Below are 17,651 nucleotides of genomic sequence, written 5' to 3' on the forward strand. Positions count from 1 at the left end.
AGGCCGGCATGACTTCGTCCGGGCGGCTGGCCAACGTCGTCGGCACCCCACGCGCAAGTAAACAATGCACGGCATCGCGCGTCCTGGAGGACGCGCGATCTAATCACTAAATGGTTGATTTCATGCCGGTATCTTGACCACGACCTCGGTCTGGTCACCAGCTTTGGGTGCGAAGGACGTCGATTTTGTCTTCGAACCATTGACTTCGAGCGAGATCGTCTTGGCCTTTTTGTCGCGAATGACCTGGACCTTGATCTCGGCGCCCAGCATCTTGAGTGAAGCCTGGTAGCCATCCCAGTGGCTGGGCAGCTTCGGCCGGAATGTGATCTGCTTGCCGCGCCGTTCGATGCCCAGGATGCCTTCGACCGCCGCCCGATAAAGCCAGCCCGCCGAGCCGGTGTACCAGGTCCAGCCGCCGCGACCTCCCTTGTCATCGCCGGCGTAGATATCGGCCGCCACCACGTAGGGCTCGACGCGGTAGTGCTCGGCCGAGGCCTCGTCGAACGCGTGGTTGACCGGATTCAGCATTGAGAAGCAGCGATAAGCTTCATCGGTCTGCCCCATCTCGGCCAGCGCAATGACGAACCACGTCGCCGCGTGGGTATACTGGCCGCCATTCTCGCGCACGCCAGGTGGATAGCTCTTGATGTAGCCGGGGTCCTTCTGTGTCTTCGAGAAGGGTGGCGTGAACAGTTTGACGATCTTGAGACGGTCGTCGACGAGCAGCTTCGTCGCCTGCTGCATGGCCGTGGTCGACCGCGCCGGGTCGCCCTCGCCCGACAGCACGCTCCAGGACTGGGCGATGGAGTCGATCTTGCACTCCTGCGATGTACGCGAGCCCAAAGGCGTACCGTCATCGAAACTGCCGCGCCGGTACCATTCGCCGTCCCATGCCGTGCTTTCGAGTGCCCGCTTCAGCGCGTCGGCATGCTTTGCCCAGGCCTGTGCGCGCTTGGTGTCGCCCTCGGTCTTGGCGACCGCGGCGAAGTCGCCCAGCGTCTTCAACAGGAACCAACCCAGCCACACGCTCTCGCCCTTGCCGTGTTCGCCGACACGGTTCATGCCGTCGTTCCAGTCGCCGCCAAGGATCAGCGGCAGGCCGGCTGGACTGCTGCGCTTGATGGCAAGGTCGAGCGCACGCGCGCAGTGGTCGTAGAGCGACACTGTCTTCTTCGAGATTTCCGGGGTGAAGAAGGCGTCGTGCTCGCCTTCACCCAGCGCCTGTCCGTCGAGGAAAGGCAGTTGCTCCTTCAGGATGGCGGCGTCGCCGGTCACCATGAGATAGCGGGACGTGGCGTGGGCGAGCCACACCACGTCGTCGGAGATCAAGGTACGCACGCCGGCGCCGGTGCGCGGCAGCCACCAATGCTGCACGTCACCCTCCGGGAATTGCCGCCGCGCGGCGTTGAGGATCTGGTCACGCGCCAGCTTCGGGTCATGCGCCAGCAAGGCGAGCGTGTCCTGCAACTGGTCGCGGAAGCCGAAGGCGCCGCTTGCCTGATAGAAGGCCGAGCGGGCGCGGATGCGGCAGGCAAGGCTCTGATAGGGCAGCCAGTGATTGACCATGGCATCGAGTGCCTTGTCCGGCGTCTCCACCTGGATGGTGTCGAGGAAGGCGCGCCATTCGCGTTCATTGTCGGCCAGGCGCTGGTCGAAATCCTTGCCCCGGTGCGTCTGCACCAACGCGCTCGCCTGCGCCGCGGAATCGGCATCGCCGAGCAGCCAGATGAGCGTGACGTCGGCGCCGGCCGGAATCTCGACGTCGCGAGCGATCGCCGCGCAAGGATCATCTCCGGCCTCGACTCGACCCGACAGGGCCGAACCGCTCAGCACCGCCTGTGGCAGCTCGCTGGACCCGTGCCGGCCGAGGAACTCGGCCCGGTCTGACGTCACCGAGTGGACGCCGGTGTCGGCGGCGAGGAAGGCCACCCGCTCGCTGAAATCGAGCCCGTAGGGATTTTGCGCCAGCAACGCGCCGGTGGCCCCGTCGCGGGACGGCACTATGGTTGCCGCGGTGCGCGACCGATGCCCGCCAAGCACCCATTCGGCGTAAGCATAGACACGCAGCCTAGCCGGCACCGGGCCGGAATTCTGGATGCGCAGCCGCGTGATCTTCACCGGATCGATGGGATCGACGACATGGGTCAGGTCCATCGACAACGGTCCGCGCTTCGAGCGGAAGGTCGAGAAGCCCTGGCCATGCCAAGCCTCGTAGGTCATCGCGGGATCGCGCACCACCGCTGCGAGCGGAGAGAACGCCTTGCCGCTGGCCTGGTCGTAAATATAGACGCCCTCGCCCGGCCGGTTGGACACCGGATCGTTCGACCATGGCGTCAGCTGGTAATCGCGGCTGTTGCGGCTCCAGGTGAAGGCCGCTCCCTCGGCCGAGGTGTGGAAGCCGAACGACGCGTTGGAGACGACGTTGATCCAGGGTTGCGGCGTCGTGCGCCGGCCAGCCAGGCGCACCACATAGTGCCGCCCGTCGCCGTCGAAGCCGCCGAAACCATTCCACAGGCTGAGGCCGGAGCCATCGGCGCTGACGTCGGCCACCGCCTGCGAGGCAAATGCATGCATCTGCGGTGCGAGCGCCGCGATTTCGCGCGAACCCGGCAATCCTGCCGGCTGCAAGCCATCGCGCGCCTGCAGCGCGGCCGCCTCGGCCCGTTCGATCTGGTCGAAGATGGTGCCGTTACGTGTATGCAGCACAACCCGGGCGACGGCGAGCAGCGTCTTGTAGGTGGTTTCCTCCATCAGGTCGCGGCGCACCGCGAAAATGTGCTGGCGGGGTCCGAGTTCCTTGCCGCGCAAGCGGCTGTTTTCGCACAGCGTCTCGACCGCGCGCTGCAGATCCTGGACATAGGACGAAGCCTGCTCGTTGACCACGACGAAGTCGATCATCATGCCGCGGGTGCGCATGTATTCCTGGAAGCGCAACGCCTGGGCTACGATCTCGAGATCGGCAACGTCACCGATCCTGACCAGGAAGATCGGGTAATCGCCCGAAATACTGGTCGGCCACAGGCTCGACTGCTTGCCCAACCCGGAAGCGATGGACTCGGCCGGCAACCGCAGGAACGGGTCGGGATAGACCAGATAGCGCGCCAGCTTCTGCACATTGGCCGCGTCGGTCAGACTGAGGCCCATATGGCGGGTCTGCACCTGGCTACGCGTCCAGGCAAGCATCGCCTGCCGGGCAAAGCTCTCCTGATGGTCGAGCCGGCTTATCGCCTCCTCCAGCTCGGCACGGTTTGCCCCGACGACGGTCCAGAAGGTCAGCGATACTTTCTTGTTGGCGGGTACGCGCACCTGACGACGCAGCGAGGCGATGGGATCGAGCGTGAAGCCGGAATGGCCGCCAAGCCTGGCGCCTGGATCGAAGGCGGCGGCATCGACGATGGTGCGGCCACGGCCGATGAAGGCGCGCCTGTCGGTCTCGGCCTCGGCATCACGCGCCGGTCCCGACGGATCGGTGACGAAATGCACCAGCGTCACATCCGGTTCGCTGGTTTCACGCTTGCGGCGCGTGGCGAAGATCGCGCCGTTGTTGGCGGCGATTTCCGTTTCCACGAACATTTTCGAGAAGGCCGGATGCGCGTTGTCGGAAGCTTCCGAACCCAGGACCAGTTCTGCAAAGGACGTCACCTCGATGTGACGGTCGGATGTGCTCTCATTGTAGAGCGTGATGCGACGGCCTTCGCCATTGCCCTCGGAGATGACGATGCACTCCACTTCGGAGCGCAGCGTGCCGACCAGCTTCACGAAGCTCGCCTTGTCATCGGAAAACAGGGCCTGCGTCTTTTCCTCGGCCGCGCGCCTGGGTTCCGAAGTCGCGGACCACCAGTCGCCAGTGGCGGCATCGCGCAGGAAGATGTAGGAGCCAAGCCGATCCTCGACCGGATCGGGCTGCCAGCGGGTGACGGAAAGATCGCCCCAGCGGCTGTAGCCGGAGCCGGTCGCGGTCACCATCACCGAATAGCGGCCATTCGACATCACATTGGTCGAACGCAACGCCCGCGCGGGATCGAGCACGATGCGGGTGTCGGGGCTCTCGGTCTCCGTCTCGTCCTTGGAGCGCTCGTCGGCCTCGGTGCGGACGGTGGCGGTCGGAATGTCGCGCGGCGCCCTCTCCTGCAGCAGCAATTCGGCCGATTCAATGACCGGATCGCTGTGGAAGCGATCGCGCAGGCGACCTTCGAAGATGGCGTCGGCGACGGCGGCGATCGACATGCCCGAATGATGGGCATAGTAGTTCAGCACGACCGCGTGGTTGGTGCCTTCCGGTACGCGCTGCGGCGTGAAGTCGACCGCATCGTAATAGCCATGACGGCCAAGCGCGCCGATCTCGCGCAGCCGGGTCAGATTCTGCACCGCTTCGCGCGGGTTGAACTGCGCCGCCATGATGGTCGCGTAAGGCGCAATCACCGTGTTCTGGCCAAGGCCACGCTTCAGCCCAAGCCCCGGCACGCCGAAATTGGTGTACTGATAGGTCAGTTCCCGGTCGCGGGCGTTGTAGGCCGCTTCCGAAATGCCCCACGGCACATTCTTCTGCCGGCCATACTGCATCTGGCGCTTGATGATCAGCTTGCTCGTCTGGTTGAGGATCGAGCCTTGCGGCTCCTTCATCACCAGCGGCGGCATCAGATATTCGAACATCGAGCCGGACCACGACATCAGCGCGCCCTGGAAGCCGATCTCGACGATCGGGCGGCCAAGCCTGAACCAATGTTCGGTCGGCAGATCGCCCTTGGCGATGGCGAACAGGCTGGTCAGCCGCGCCTCGGAGGCGAGAAGGTCGTAGCAGCTTTCGTCGAGCTGATGTTCCTCGACCCGGTAGCCGATCGACAAAAGCTTGCGCTCCGGCCGCATCAGGAAGGCGAACTCCATCTCGAAGGCGAAACGACGGGTGCGCTCGCGCAAGGTGAGCAGCTTGGCACGCAGAGCCTCGACGGCGTTCTCGTCGCTGTGGGCGTCGTGGACGTGCGCCTCGCAGGTGGTTTCGAGCCGTGCCGTCCAGTCGACGATGACGTCGCTTTGCGGCGATGCGGCTTCGGTGTGAATGGCGGTGGCGAGCTTGCGGATTTCGCCGGCCAGCACCGCCAGGTTGATGGTGCGGATGGAGGCCATTTCCGGCTGTGCCTTGATCGTCTCAACCGCGCGACGCATGCCGTCGAGGCGATCGACAAGGCGTTGGCGCAACGGGCGCAACTGGCGGCGGTCGTCGGGCAGTTCATCGAGGCTTTCGCTCAGGATGGTCACCGTATCGAGGATGCCTTCGAAATCGCCCTGCAGGTGGACGGAAGGGGCTTCCGCCCATTCGGCGCAGGCAGCCGCCACCGCCACCAGGTGGCCGGCGAGATTGCCGCTGTCGACAGCCGAGATGTAGAGCGGATAAAGCGGCTTCAGCGTCGTGGTATCGTACCAGTTGAAGAGATGGCCACGATGGCGCGGCATGCTCTCGATGGTGGTCATGGTGGCGTCGATGCGGGTGATGGCATCGGACAGGCTGATCCAGCCGAAATCGCGTGCCGAGACGACCGAGAGCAAGTAGACGCCGATATTGGTCGGCGAGGTGCGCGGCGCCACGACTGGCGCGGGGCTCTCCTGGAAATTGTCCGGCGGCAGATTGTGATGCCCTGCCGTCACGAAGCTCTCGAAATAATGCCAGGTACGGCGCGCCACGGTGCGCAGCGTGTGGATGTCGGCTTGCGATATGCGCAGCCGATCCTCGGTTTCAGCGGAGCGGCTGATCCAGCTGGCGATCGCCGGCGAGCCGATCCAGAACAAGGCAAAGAAAAAGGCGACGAAGGCACCCGTGGAATCGGCCAGCACCGGAATGGCGAGGCCGACAAAGCCGATGATCACGGCGCCGTACATCATTCCGTAGTAGGAGCCGACATCGTTGTCGCCGGCCTTGTGCGCCTGCGAGGCGGTGCGCCATTCCAGGAGGTTCTGCCGGCTGACGAACAGCCGGTAGAGCGTGCGCACGATGGCATCGCCCATCATCCAGGCGTTATGTGCCATCAGCACGATCTTCAGCGCCACCATGGCGGTGCCGAAGGCGACGTCGCGCGCCAGCGCCGAGAAATGGCCGCGCGGCGTCTGGTCGCCGCTCTTGGGCAGGATGGCGTTGACGACGTCGAAGGTCGGCGCCATGAACAGGCTCAGGATCAGCAAGGCCTGCCACTGCGCGGCCTGCGTGAAGGGCAGCAAGGTCCAGCCGGCGATCGCCGCCATCACCCAGAAGATCGGCGTCAGCGAGCGGCGCAGATTGTCGACCATCTTCCAGCGCGACAGGGCCGGAACGCCGGAGCGCGGGTTGAAGATGTACCCCAAAAGCTGCCAGTCGCCGCGCGCCCAGCGATGGTGGCGCGAGGCATCGACCGAGTAGCGGGTCGGGTAATCTTCGACCAGTTCGACGTCGGTGACCAGCGCGGCGCGCGCCAGCGCGCCTTCGAGCAGATCGTGGCTGAGAATGGTGTTTTCCTCGATGCGGCCCTGCAAAGCGGCCTCGAAGGCATCGACATGATAGAGACCCTTGCCGGTGAAGGACCCGTCGCTGAAGACGTCCTGATAGAGGTCCGAAACAGCGAAGACATAAGGATCAAGGCCGCGATTGGCCGAGAACACGCGCTGGAAGAACGAAGCTTCGTCGCCGCTGGTGAGCGAAGCGGTGATGCGCGGCTGCAGGATGGTATAGCCGGCGGTGACGACGCGCCTGGTGGCGTCGAAATGCGGACGGTTGAGCGGATGGCAAAGCTTGCCGACAAGGCTCGATACCGCATCGCGGGTGGTGCGGGTATCGGCGTCGAGCGTCATCACATGGACGACTTTTTCCGGCAGCGGCACTTCGAGCGGCAGGAAGGTGGTATCGCTGTCGCCGCGCAGCAAGAGATCGAGTTCGTGCAGTTTGCCGCGCTTGCGCTCCCAACCCATCCAGGACCCTTGAGCGGCATTGTAGAGCCGGCGGCGGTGCAGGATGTAAAAGCGCGGCGCGCCTTCGGAGGGATAGCGCGCATTGAGGCGGGCGATTTCGGCGCGAGCGAAGTCGAGGATCTCGGTATCGGCCGCATCGATCTCGATCTTGCTGTCGGGCCAATCCGAAAGCAGCGCGAAATGGATCTCGTCCGCCAGATTGGCAAGGTAATGCACTTCGATGTTGCGGATGTTTTCCTCGACATCGTCACGGGAGCCGATCAGCGACGGCACGACCACCAGGGTGCGCGCCTCGGGCGGCACGCCGTGCCTGTAGTCATAGCCGATCAGGCGTGTCGGCTTGAGGAAGAGCGAGACCACGGTGTTGAAGAAAGCGAGCGCGCCTTCGCTGGCCGGCACGGCAAACAGGGCCAGCATCAGCACGATGGACGGAACCGACAGGCCGAGATTGGAAAGGGCGTTGCCCGACAGGACGAGCAGCAGGACGGTCAGGGCGAAGACGGGCAGGACGATGCCAAGCCATCCGGTCTTGGCGAAGGTCCGCTTGACGATCTGGCTGATCGTGGGCCGATAACCGATCGTCTTTTCGAGTTCCAGCCGACGCGGGCCAACGAGATAGAAACCGACATCGGTGTGAACGGATGCAGCTTGGGCATCAACCCCCTCACCGCTCTCCGGGACGGTTTCGCTGACAGCATGGCCGGCTAGTTCGATGGCTTTTTCGGCGACACGGTACTCCGACAGGTTCGAGCGGCGTGCCAGTTCCTCGATCGCGGTGCGGTATTGATCGCGCGAGAAGAAGTCGAGCGCGGCGAAATCAGTGCGCTCGCGCAGCACGGTATCGATGCGGCTGACGCCTTCGAACCACACCGTCCAGTCGACGTCGTTGATGAGGCGCAGGCCGCGAACGATGTTGCCGGTGGTCACATTGCCGCTGGACAGCGTCTGGTGCTCGGAAATGATGATTTCCTCGGCATCCGAGCCGGTCTTTTCGAGTTCGCCTTCCAGCCACTCCAGCGCCTTGCCGGCATTCTGCGATCCGTCACGCAGGCGATAGAGCAGCTGAGTGGCGAAGGTGGTGTCCTGTGCATGCGCGCTGAAATTGGCAAGGATCGCCTGCCGGTCCGGATTGTCGTCGGTCGCCAGCACCTTGTCGGCCACGTCGTTGGCGATCTGGCGCATCTGGCGGGTGCGGTTGACCCTGACCGCCAGGCGGCGGAGGTTTTCGATGAGCACGAAGCGCAAAAGGGACGGCAGTGCCCAGAGTTCGCCGATTTTCAGCGGCTCGACCGACTGAAAACCCTGGACGATGGACTTGAACATGGTCGCCGAGACGGAACTGTCGGAATGCGCGACATAGGTCCAGGCCAGCGCCAATGCGCGCGGCACGGTGCCGCCATCGGGCAGTTTCAGCGTTGGCAATTGCCGGTAGAAGCGGCGCGGCAGGTCGCGTTTGACCTGGAAAATGGTTTCCTCGATCAGATAGTTGTTGTCGAGCAGCCATTGCGCGGCCGGCGTGATGGTTTCGCCCCTCCCCTGCGCGGCATTGGTCGACCGGTAGACCTCGAGGATCTTCTTGGCGCTGTCACGGATGCGGGCCTGGAAGTCGAACGGGATCAGGCCGAACAGATCCGTCAGATCGCCCTTGGCAAGGCTCTCGCCGAGCAGCCGGAGCCGTTCCTCCGGCAGGAATACCGATCGTATCGGCTCTTCCGTGACGGCCGGGAAGCTCGCGCTTGTCTTCTCGATCTGGGCTGGGTTCGTCTGAATATTCATTGAAAATTCCGTAAGCGGGCACTCAGCGGCGTCACCGCCACGGCAATGGCCCTAAAACCGGTTCAAATGCAATCGGCTGCATCAACCCCTATGCCGAAAGTTTGTTTCCGCACCACGACGGAGCGTCATCTTTCGACCAACTCAAAGACGAGCGCCCCTCGCTCCCGTCGGGACCGATCGACGGAGAGGATTCGGGCTTTTTCGTGATGCCATCGTCAGTGTACGCTATATTTCGCCGGCATCGCGATCATGTTTGGAAACAGGCGGTAACCGTTGGCGGCAAACCCGTCAGGCGGCCCTGATTATGCGGACCACGAAAAGGGTCGCATCCGGGGCGGGCTCAACCCGCAAGATAGGCACATCCGGCCCGAGCAGCAGGGTGTCGAGCGGCTCGAGGCGGATAGGCGTGGCGCCGGCGAAAATGGCATGGCCTCTGTGGCAAAGGATGAGGGTGGAACAGGCCTCGGTCGAGATTTCCACAGGCGCCGAAACCGGCAGGCGTTCGACTTGATGCAACATGCGGCCGCGGCGGGTCATGACGTTGAGATCGGTAATCGGGCCCGCGATCAGCGCGGCACTCGTGGGCTGGTCGGCTGGAAAGGAAAAAGGCTGGGAAGCCGCTGTCATCCGCTCGGGCGGACGGCCGGCGACATTAAGCACGATCCCCTCGCCTTCCAGAACCGACAGGGTGCGGTCGATGCCGGCAAAGCTGGAGAACGGCCCGCTCGTCTCGACCCGGGCCATCGAGACGCGCCAGTCGAAATCGTCGAGCCCAGCGCCAGCGGGCGAGACGGCGATCTCGGTCGTCGTACCGCCGCCGTTCTTCCACGGCATGACGCGGTAGTCGGCGGCACGAAGAACGCGCATGGCTTAGCCCAAAATGCCAGGCAGGTTGAGCTGGTGCTCCTTGGCGCATTCGATCGCAATGTCATAGCCGGCATCGGCGTGGCGCATGACGCCGGTCGCCGGGTCGTTCCACAACACCCGTTCCAGGCGCCTTGCAGCATCCGGCGTGCCGTCGGCAACGATAACCATGCCGGCATGCTGCGAGAAACCCATGCCGACGCCGCCACCATGATGCAGCGACACCCAGGTGGCGCCCGAAGCTGTGTTGAGCAACGCATTGAGCAGCGGCCAATCGGACACGGCGTCCGAACCGTCCTTCATCGCTTCCGTCTCGCGGTTTGGCGAGGCGACCGAACCGGAATCGAGGTGATCGCGGCCGATGACGACGGGCGCCTTCAGTTCGCCCTTGGCCACCATCTCGTTGAAGGCGAGACCCAGCCGGTGCCGGTCGCCGAGGCCAACCCAGCAGATGCGCGCCGGCAACCCCTGAAAGGAGATCCGCTCGCGGGCCATGTCCAGCCAATTGTGCAGATGGGTGTTGCCGGGAGTGAGCTCGCGGACCTTGGCGTCGGTTTTGTAGATGTCCTCTGGATCACCGGAGAGTGCTGCCCAGCGGAACGGGCCGATTCCGCGGCAAAAGAGGGGACGGATATAGGCCGGCACGAAACCGGGGAAGGCAAAGGCGTTTTCAAACCCTTCATCCTTGGCGACTTGGCGAATATTGTTGCCATAGTCGAGCGTCGGCACGCCGGCGTTCCAGAACGCCACCATCGCCTCGACATGTTCGCGCATGGAGGCGCGAGCCGCCTTCTCGACCGCCCTGGGGTCGCTGACACGCTTTTCGCGCCACTCGGCAATCGTCCAGCCCTTCGGCAGATAGCCGTTGATGGGGTCGTGGGCAGAGGTCTGATCGGTGACCATGTCGGGGCGGATGCCGCGACGGAACATTTCGGGTACGATCTCGGCGGCGTTGCCGAGCAGGCCGACGGACTTCGCCTCGCCGGCCTTGGTCCAGCGCTCGATCATTTCCATGGCTTCGTCGAGCGTCTCGGCTCTCTCGTCGACATAGCGGGTGCGCAGGCGGAAATCGATCGAGTCGGGATTGCATTCGATCGCCAGGCAGCAGGCGCCGGCCATGACGGCGGCCAACGGCTGCGCGCCGCCCATGCCGCCGAGGCCGCCGGTCAATATCCATTTTCCCCTGAGATTGCCGCCATAATGCTGGCGGCCGGCCTCGACGAAGGTCTCGTAGGTGCCCTGCACGATGCCTTGCGTGCCGATGTAGATCCAGGAGCCGGCCGTCATCTGGCCGTACATCATCAGGCCCTTTTTATCGAGCTCGTTGAATTTCTCCCAGGTCGCCCAGTGCGGCACCAGATTGGAGTTGGCGATGAGCACGCGTGGCGCGTCCGGGTGGGTGCGAAACACGCCGACCGGCTTGCCCGACTGCACCAGCAGCGTCTCGTCCTCGCCAAGCATCTTCAGCGAAGCAACGATCTGGTCGAAATCGTTCCAGGTCCGCGCCGCCCGGCCGATGCCGCCGTAGACGACCAGTTCGTTGGGGTTTTCGGCAACGTCCGGGTCCAGGTTGTTCATCAGCATGCGCAGCGGCGCTTCGGTGGTCCAATACCTGGCATTGAGCTTGTCGCCGCGCGGGGCGCGCACTTCGCGTATGTTGTGACGGGGATTGTTCATCATTGTCCCTTTCGGACGAGGCGGCGCGTCAGTGCCCGGCCCAGTCAATGGCGGTTTGAAGAATTCGCGTCAGCGTGGCGCGGATCGGAGCGGCGAACGCGGCGTCGTAGGGCACCGGCCAATTGTCCGGCGTGCCCTTCCCCTCGGGCTCGCGCATATAGCCTCGATTGGAGAGTTCCATCTGCAGCGCGTGCACGCCCTGTAGCGGCTGGCCAAAATGGCGCGTTATCCACCCACCCTTGAAGCGTCCGTTGACGACAAAAGTCTCGCCGGTTTCGGCCATGATCTGGTTGACCATCGCCTGCAACGTCGGATCGGCGCTCTTGCCGTCATTCGTGCCGAGATTGAACACCGGCAGCGTGCCTTCGAACAGGCGTGGCAGCACCGAGCGGATCGAATGGCAGTCATAGAGGACAATCTTGCCATGCAAGGTGCGCAACCTGTCGATCTCGGCCTGCAAGGCGGCGTGATAGGGTGCAAAGAACTTCAGCCGGCGCTCGTCGATCTCCGATGGCCCCGGCTCTTCGCCGTCGCGGTAGAGCGGGTCGCCGTCAAAGGTTTCGGTCGGGCACAAGCCGGTGGTTGCCTGGCCGGGATAGAGCGAGGCGCCGGATGGATCGCGGTTGACGTCGATGACGGTGCGCGAGATCGCGGTGTGCACGACAGTGGCGCCGAGACCGGCGGCGAAATCATAGAGATTGTCGATCCACCAGTCGCAATCACGACGGCCGAGCCAAGGCGAGACCAGCCGGTTTTCGAGGCCGGCGAGGTCGATACCGGTGTGCGGGATCGACACCAACAGCGGCGCCGTGCCGCGCGTGACCGTGAGCCAGGGGCTGGCCGTCATCACGCCGCTCCGGCAATCGACGGCAGTGCCACAGCGCTCGCGGCTTTCACAGCCGCACCACTGCGCACCATGGCGATCGCCTTTTCCATGTCGGGATGGAAATGCCGGTCGTTATCGAGATGCGGCACCTCGGCGCGAACCAGCTTGCGCACGGCTTCCAGTGCTGCGCTCGACGCCAGCGGCTGATGGAAATCACAGCCTTGCGCGGCGGCCAGCAACTCGATGCCGATCACCGCGGTTGCATTCTCGACCATGCCGATCAGGCGGCGTGCGCCATGCGCGGCCATCGAGACGTGGTCTTCCTGGTTGGCCGAGGTCGGGATGGAATCGACGCTGGCCGGATAGGCCTTCTGCTTGTTTTCCGAAACAAGCGCGGCCGCCGTAACCTGCGGGATCATGAAGCCGGAGTTCAGACCGGGCTTGGGCGTCAGGAAAGCGGGCATGCCTGACAGCGCTGGATCGACCAGCATGGCGATGCGGCGTTCCGACAGCGAGCCGATCTCGCAGACGGCCAGCGCGATCATGTCGGCGGCGAAAGCCACCGGCTCGGCGTGGAAATTGCCGCCGGACAGAGCGGTATCGTCTTCTGCGAAGATCAGCGGGTTGTCGGTGACGCCATTGGCCTCGGTTTCGAGCGTATCGGCGGCCTTGCGCAGGACATCGAGTGCGGCGCCCATCACTTGCGGCTGGCAACGCAGGCAATAGGGATCCTGCACACGCTCGTCGCCGACCCGGTGCGACTCGCGGATGGCGCTGCCGGCCATCAAATCGCGCAGTGCGTCCGCGGTCTCGATCTGGCCACGGTGCTTTCTCAGCAGATGAATGCGCGGGTCGAACGGCGCGTCGGAACCCTTTGCCGCGTCGGTCGAAAGCGCGCCGGCGACAAGCGCCGACTGGTAGAGCACCTCGGCATCGAACAAAGCGGCCAGTGCATAGGCCGTCGAAAACTGCGTGCCGTTGAGCAGCGCAAGGCCCTCCTTGGCACCCAATGTCACGGGCTCCAGCCCGTGCGAGACGAAGGCAACCTTGGCCGGGAAACGGCCATGCGGAGTAAAGCATTCGCCGACGCCGATAATCACCGCCGTCATATGCGACAGCGGGGCAAGGTCGCCGGAGGCGCCGACGGAACCTTGCGCCGGCACGACCGGGATGACGTCGTTGGCCAGCATCGCTTCAAGCAGCTCGATGGTCTGCGAGCGCACGCCGGAGGCGCCCTGCGCGAGGCTCGCAAGTTTCAGCGCCATCATCAGCCGGGCAACGGCAACGGGCATCGGCTCGCCCACGCCCGCGGCATGCGAAAGCACGATGTTGCGCTGCAGCGTCTCGAGATCGTCGGCGGGGATGCGCACGCTGGCCAGCTTGCCGAAACCAGTGTTGATGCCATAGACCGGCTCACCCTTGGCAACGATGCGCGCGACAGCTTCGGCACTCGCCTTGATTTTCGGACGGCAGGCATCGTCCAGTTTCGGCACGGCGCCACGGTATATGGCGCGCCAGTCGGCCAGCGTCGCATTGCCGGGCTTCAGGGTCAGTTCGGTCATTGTCCTCTCCAGATGCGGGCATGCAGCGGGTTGAAGCCCATGCGGTAGACGAGTTCGGCGGGACACTCGATGTCCCAGATCGCCAGATCGGCGGATTTGCCTGATACCAGCGTGCCGGTCTCGCCGAGCAGCCCCAGCGCACGCGCTGCTTCGCGGGTGACGCCAGCAAGACATTCGTCGACCGTCATGCCGAACAGGGTGGCCGCCATGTTCATGGTCAGAAGCAGCGAGGTCAGCGGCGAGGTGCCGGGATTGTTGTCGGTGGCAACAGCCATTCTGACGCCATGCTGGCGAAACAGGCCGATCGGTGGCTTCTTGGTCTCGCGGATGAAGTAGTAGGCGCCGGGCAGGATCGTCGCCACGGTCCCCGCCTTGGCCATTGCCACCGCGCCTGGCTCGTCGGTATATTCGAGATGGTCGGCCGACAACGCGCCATAGCGGGCGGCAAGTTCAGCGCCATGCAGATTGGACAGCTGGTCGGCGTGAAGTTTGACGGGCAAGCCAGCCACCTGGGCGACATCGAAAACGCGCGCCATCTGCTCCGGCGAAAAGGCGATGCCTTCACAGAACCCATCGACGGCATCGGCCAAGCCTTCCTCGACGACGCCGGGAAGGATCGTTTTGGCAACGAGATCGATGAAGGCATCCTTGTCGCCCTTGGCTTCCGGCGGCAGCGCGTGGGCGCCAAGGAAGGTCGTGCGAACCGTCACCCGGCGTTCATTGCCCAGCTGTCGCGCGGCGCGCAGTGACTTCTTCTCGTTTTCGAGATCGAGGCCATAGCCCGACTTTACTTCCACTGTGGTTACGCCCTCGGCAATCAGCGCATCGAGGCGCGGCAGCGTCTGGGCAACCAGGTCGCCCTCGCTGGCAGCACGCAAGGATTTGACCGACGAGACGATGCCGCCGCCGGCCCTGGCGACTTCCTCATAAGTGGCGCCGGCCAGCCGCATCTCGAATTCGTTGGCGCGGTTCCCAGCGTGGATCAGATGGGTGTGACAGTCGATCAGGCCGGGCGTAATCCAGCGGCCCTCGCAATTGATGATCTCGCCTTGGGCAAAGGCCGAGGGCATCTCGGATTGCGGACCGGCATAGATAATGCGGCCGTCGCGCGCGGCGAGCGCACCATGCTCGACGATACCCAATCCGGCAGAATTTTCAGCCATGGTCGCCAGACGCGCATTGCGCCACAGGCGAAGCCCCCCTGCGTGGTTTTTGCTGCTCTCTACGGCCATCATCTTTTCCGTTTCAATCGGTGGCGATTATGTATATACATATTGAAACGCACTGCAAGTGCCATCATCACATACGAGACCGGAAAGCGGAGAGAAAAGTGACCGATATCTTTGCGGAACAGGCGCTTCTTCCTAACGGCTGGCACGACAATGTGCGGATCACTTTTGCCAATGGGCGCATTACGGCCGTGGAGCCTGAAGCCGCCGCCTTGCCCGGTGATGAACGCCATTCCATTCTGCTGCCAGGCATGCCCAACCTGCACAGCCACGCCTTCCAGCGCGGCATGGCCGGCCTTGCCGAGTTGCGAGGCCCCTCCGCCGACAGTTTCTGGAGCTGGCGCGAGGTGATGTACCGCTTCGCGCTGTCGATGACTCCCGACCAGGTCGAGGCGGTGGCGGCGCAGCTCTATGTCGAAATGCTGGAGGCCGGTTTTTCCCGCGTCGGCGAATTTCATTATCTGCACCATGATCGGGATGGACAACCCTATGCCAACCCAGCCGAGATGGCCGAGCGCATCGCTGCCGCGGCTGGCGAAACGGGTATCGGCCTGACGCTGCTGCCGGTGTTTTACGCCCACTCCTCTTTCGGCGGCGCAGCTCCGAATGAGGGCCAGCGCCGATTCATCAACGATGTGAATCGGTTCGCCCGGCTTGTGGAGAAAAGCCGTGAATCGGTTCGCGCGCTGAATCAAGCTGTCGTCGGCGTCGCGCCGCACAGTCTGCGCGCCGCGACGCCTGAAGAGCTGATCGAAGTCACCGCCATGGCGCCAAACGGACCGATCCACATCCACATCGCCGAACAGGTCAGGGAAGTCGAGGACTGCCTTGCCTGGTCCGGCGCGCGTCCGGTCGAATTTCTGCTTGGGGCTGCCGCTATCGACCAGCGTTGGTGCCTGATTCACGCCACCCATATGACGGATGCCGAGACCATCGGCATGGCGAAGACCGGCGCCATTGCCGGCCTTTGCCCGATCACGGAGGCCAATCTCGGCGACGGCACCTTTGCCGCGCCATTGTTCAGGGAGCATGGCGGCCGCTTCGGCATCGGCTCCGATTCCAATGTGCTGATCGGCCTGCCCGACGAATTGCGCCAGCTCGAATATTCGCAGCGCCTCGCGCACCGCGCCCGCAATGTGCTTGCGGTAGCCGGCGGCTCAACAGGCCGCGCCCTGTTCGACGCAGCGCTTGACGGCGGTGGCGTCGCCCTTGGTGCCGGCGCCTCGCAAATCGCGACTGGGGCATCCGCCGATCTCGTCTCGCTCGACGTCGGTAGTCCCTCGCTGGCTGGCAAGACCGGCGACGCGATCCTCGATGCCTGGATCTTTGCCAATGGCAGCAAGGTCGATTGCGTCTGGGTGCATGGCAAGAAACAGGTCAGCGCTGGCAGACACGCCAAGCGCGGGGCTATCGCCGCACGGTTTCGCAGCGTGATGACTGCGCTTTCCGAGGGTTAACGCAGATGAGCATGGCTGAACGGACGGACATAGACGACAGCGAGACCGTCTCGCTGCATCAGCGCATCCTGTCCGATATCCGCGAAAAGATCCTGTCCGGCACCTGGGCGCCCGGCCACCGTATCCCGTTCGAACATGAGCTGACCGCCGAATACAAATGCTCACGCATGACGGTGAACAAGGCTCTGTCGCAGTTGGCCAAGGCAGGTCTGATTGAACGCCGCCGCCGGTCGGGCAGTTTTGTCCGCCAGCCGCAATCGCAGGCAGCGGTGCTGGAGCTTCACGACATCAGGATCGAGGTCGAGGCGCTCGGCCTGCCCTATCGCTACGAACGGCTGGAACGCCTGAGGCGGCGCAGCAACGTGGAGGACAGGGCGTTGCTCGGATTGTCCGCCGCGGGTTCGGTGCTGGCGGTCGAAGGCCTTCATTTTGCCGGCGAACGGCCATTCGCACTCGAGCAACGTCTGATCAATCTTTCGGCGGTCGCGGAAGCCGGGGACGAAGAGTTTCTGGAAATCGCGGCGGGTCCATGGCTGATCGGCCGCGTGCCGTGGAGCGAGGCCGAACATCGGATACGCGCCGTGGCCGCCGATGAGACTATCGCCGACGTGCTCGATATCGATCCTGGCGCGCCTTGCCTGGTCGTGGAGCGCCGCACCTGGAGCGCGGAGCACCCGGTTACACACGTGCGCTTCATCTATCCGGCGGAAAGCCACACGCTGGTGGCAAGGTTCACGCCGTCGCAGGGGTAAGCCGATCTCCCGCTTGGGGAAGATCGGCACCTACAGCCGCTTTACAGCGCAGCCGTAATAATAATCTCGACCAGATATTCGGGGCCGGCGAGCTTCGCCTCGCCGGTGGCGCGAGCGGGTGTGTGGCCCTGCGGCACCCATTTGTCCCATTCGGAATTCATCTCGGCGAAGGTGCCCATGTCGGCCAGCCAGATGATCGCCTGGACGATCTTGGTCTTGTCGGTGCCGGCCTTGGCCAGCAATTCGTCGATGGTCGCGAGGATGTCGCGGGTCTGCGCGGCGACGTTGCCGCCGGGCTCGCCGACCTGGCCGGCCAGATAGACGGTGTTGCCGTGTATGACGATCTGGCTCATGCGCGGGCCAACATCGATGCGACGAATGCTCATTGCGAGGTTCCTTCGTTTGAGGGTTGCGCTTGTTTAGAGTCGGCGTGGGCTTCGGGCAAGGCCGCCGGCGCCAAATCTCCTTGGACCAGCGCGGAAGAAACTCACGGCAAGTTGAGCCGCCGGGTCGCAAATTCACCGGATTGGCCTGTTGACTAATGTAATAACATCACATATCCAACGGCCACTATC

The 17,651-nt window shown here is 64.0% G+C and carries 9 protein-coding genes; 2 read left to right on the forward strand and 7 right to left on the reverse strand.

Going from position 1 to position 17,651, the window contains the following annotated elements; all coding sequences use genetic code 11:
* Positions 1-120: 120 nt before the first annotated feature.
* The 6 genes from LB555_RS04685 to hutI all read right to left on the reverse strand — a co-directional run bounded on the left by LB555_RS04685 (position 121) and on the right by hutI (position 14,870).
* Positions 121-8,709 (reverse strand): GH36-type glycosyl hydrolase domain-containing protein, encoded by an 8,589-nt coding sequence (locus LB555_RS04685; protein WP_224682356.1) that lies wholly within the window; start codon positions 8,707-8,709, stop codon positions 121-123.
* Positions 8,710-8,997: 288 nt separating this feature from the next.
* Complete coding sequence (locus LB555_RS04690) at positions 8,998-9,576, reverse strand: HutD family protein (protein WP_015318305.1); 579 nt, start codon at positions 9,574-9,576, stop codon at positions 8,998-9,000.
* 3 nt (positions 9,577-9,579) lie between these two features.
* Positions 9,580-11,250 carry a urocanate hydratase gene (gene hutU, locus LB555_RS04695; protein WP_140720852.1) on the reverse strand — a complete coding sequence of 557 codons (1,671 nt, stop codon included), beginning with the start codon at positions 11,248-11,250 and terminating at the stop codon, positions 9,580-9,582.
* A gap of 28 nt (positions 11,251-11,278) precedes the next feature.
* Complete coding sequence (hutG, locus tag LB555_RS04700; protein WP_015318307.1) at positions 11,279-12,097, reverse strand: N-formylglutamate deformylase; 819 nt, start codon at positions 12,095-12,097, stop codon at positions 11,279-11,281.
* On the reverse strand, positions 12,097-13,638 hold the full coding sequence (gene hutH / locus LB555_RS04705; RefSeq protein WP_224682357.1) for a histidine ammonia-lyase: 1,542 nt from the start codon (positions 13,636-13,638) through the stop codon (positions 12,097-12,099). The genes hutG and hutH overlap by 1 nt, the downstream gene beginning before the upstream one ends.
* Positions 13,635-14,870 (reverse strand): imidazolonepropionase, encoded by a 1,236-nt coding sequence (gene hutI / locus LB555_RS04710; RefSeq protein WP_224682358.1) that lies wholly within the window; start codon positions 14,868-14,870, stop codon positions 13,635-13,637. The genes hutH and hutI overlap by 4 nt, the downstream gene beginning before the upstream one ends.
* A gap of 98 nt (positions 14,871-14,968) precedes the next feature.
* Here hutI and LB555_RS04715 point away from each other — a divergent pair, with 98 nt between their 5' ends.
* A complete protein-coding gene (locus LB555_RS04715) occupies positions 14,969-16,324 on the forward strand; it encodes a formimidoylglutamate deiminase (RefSeq protein WP_224682359.1) in 1,356 nt (451 codons plus the stop codon).
* Positions 16,325-16,329: 5 nt separating this feature from the next.
* Positions 16,330-17,076 (forward strand): histidine utilization repressor, encoded by a 747-nt coding sequence (gene hutC, locus LB555_RS04720; protein ID WP_015318311.1) that lies wholly within the window; start codon positions 16,330-16,332, stop codon positions 17,074-17,076.
* Positions 17,077-17,117: 41 nt separating this feature from the next.
* On the opposite strand, the gene LB555_RS04725 is transcribed toward hutC, so the two are convergent.
* Complete coding sequence (locus tag LB555_RS04725; RefSeq protein ID WP_023773346.1) at positions 17,118-17,462, reverse strand: RidA family protein; 345 nt, start codon at positions 17,460-17,462, stop codon at positions 17,118-17,120.
* Positions 17,463-17,651: the final 189 nt, after the last annotated feature.

The organism is Mesorhizobium sp. BR-1-1-10 (genome assembly GCF_020165595.1).
In the GTDB taxonomy this organism is placed as follows: domain Bacteria; phylum Pseudomonadota; class Alphaproteobacteria; order Rhizobiales; family Rhizobiaceae; genus Mesorhizobium; species Mesorhizobium australicum.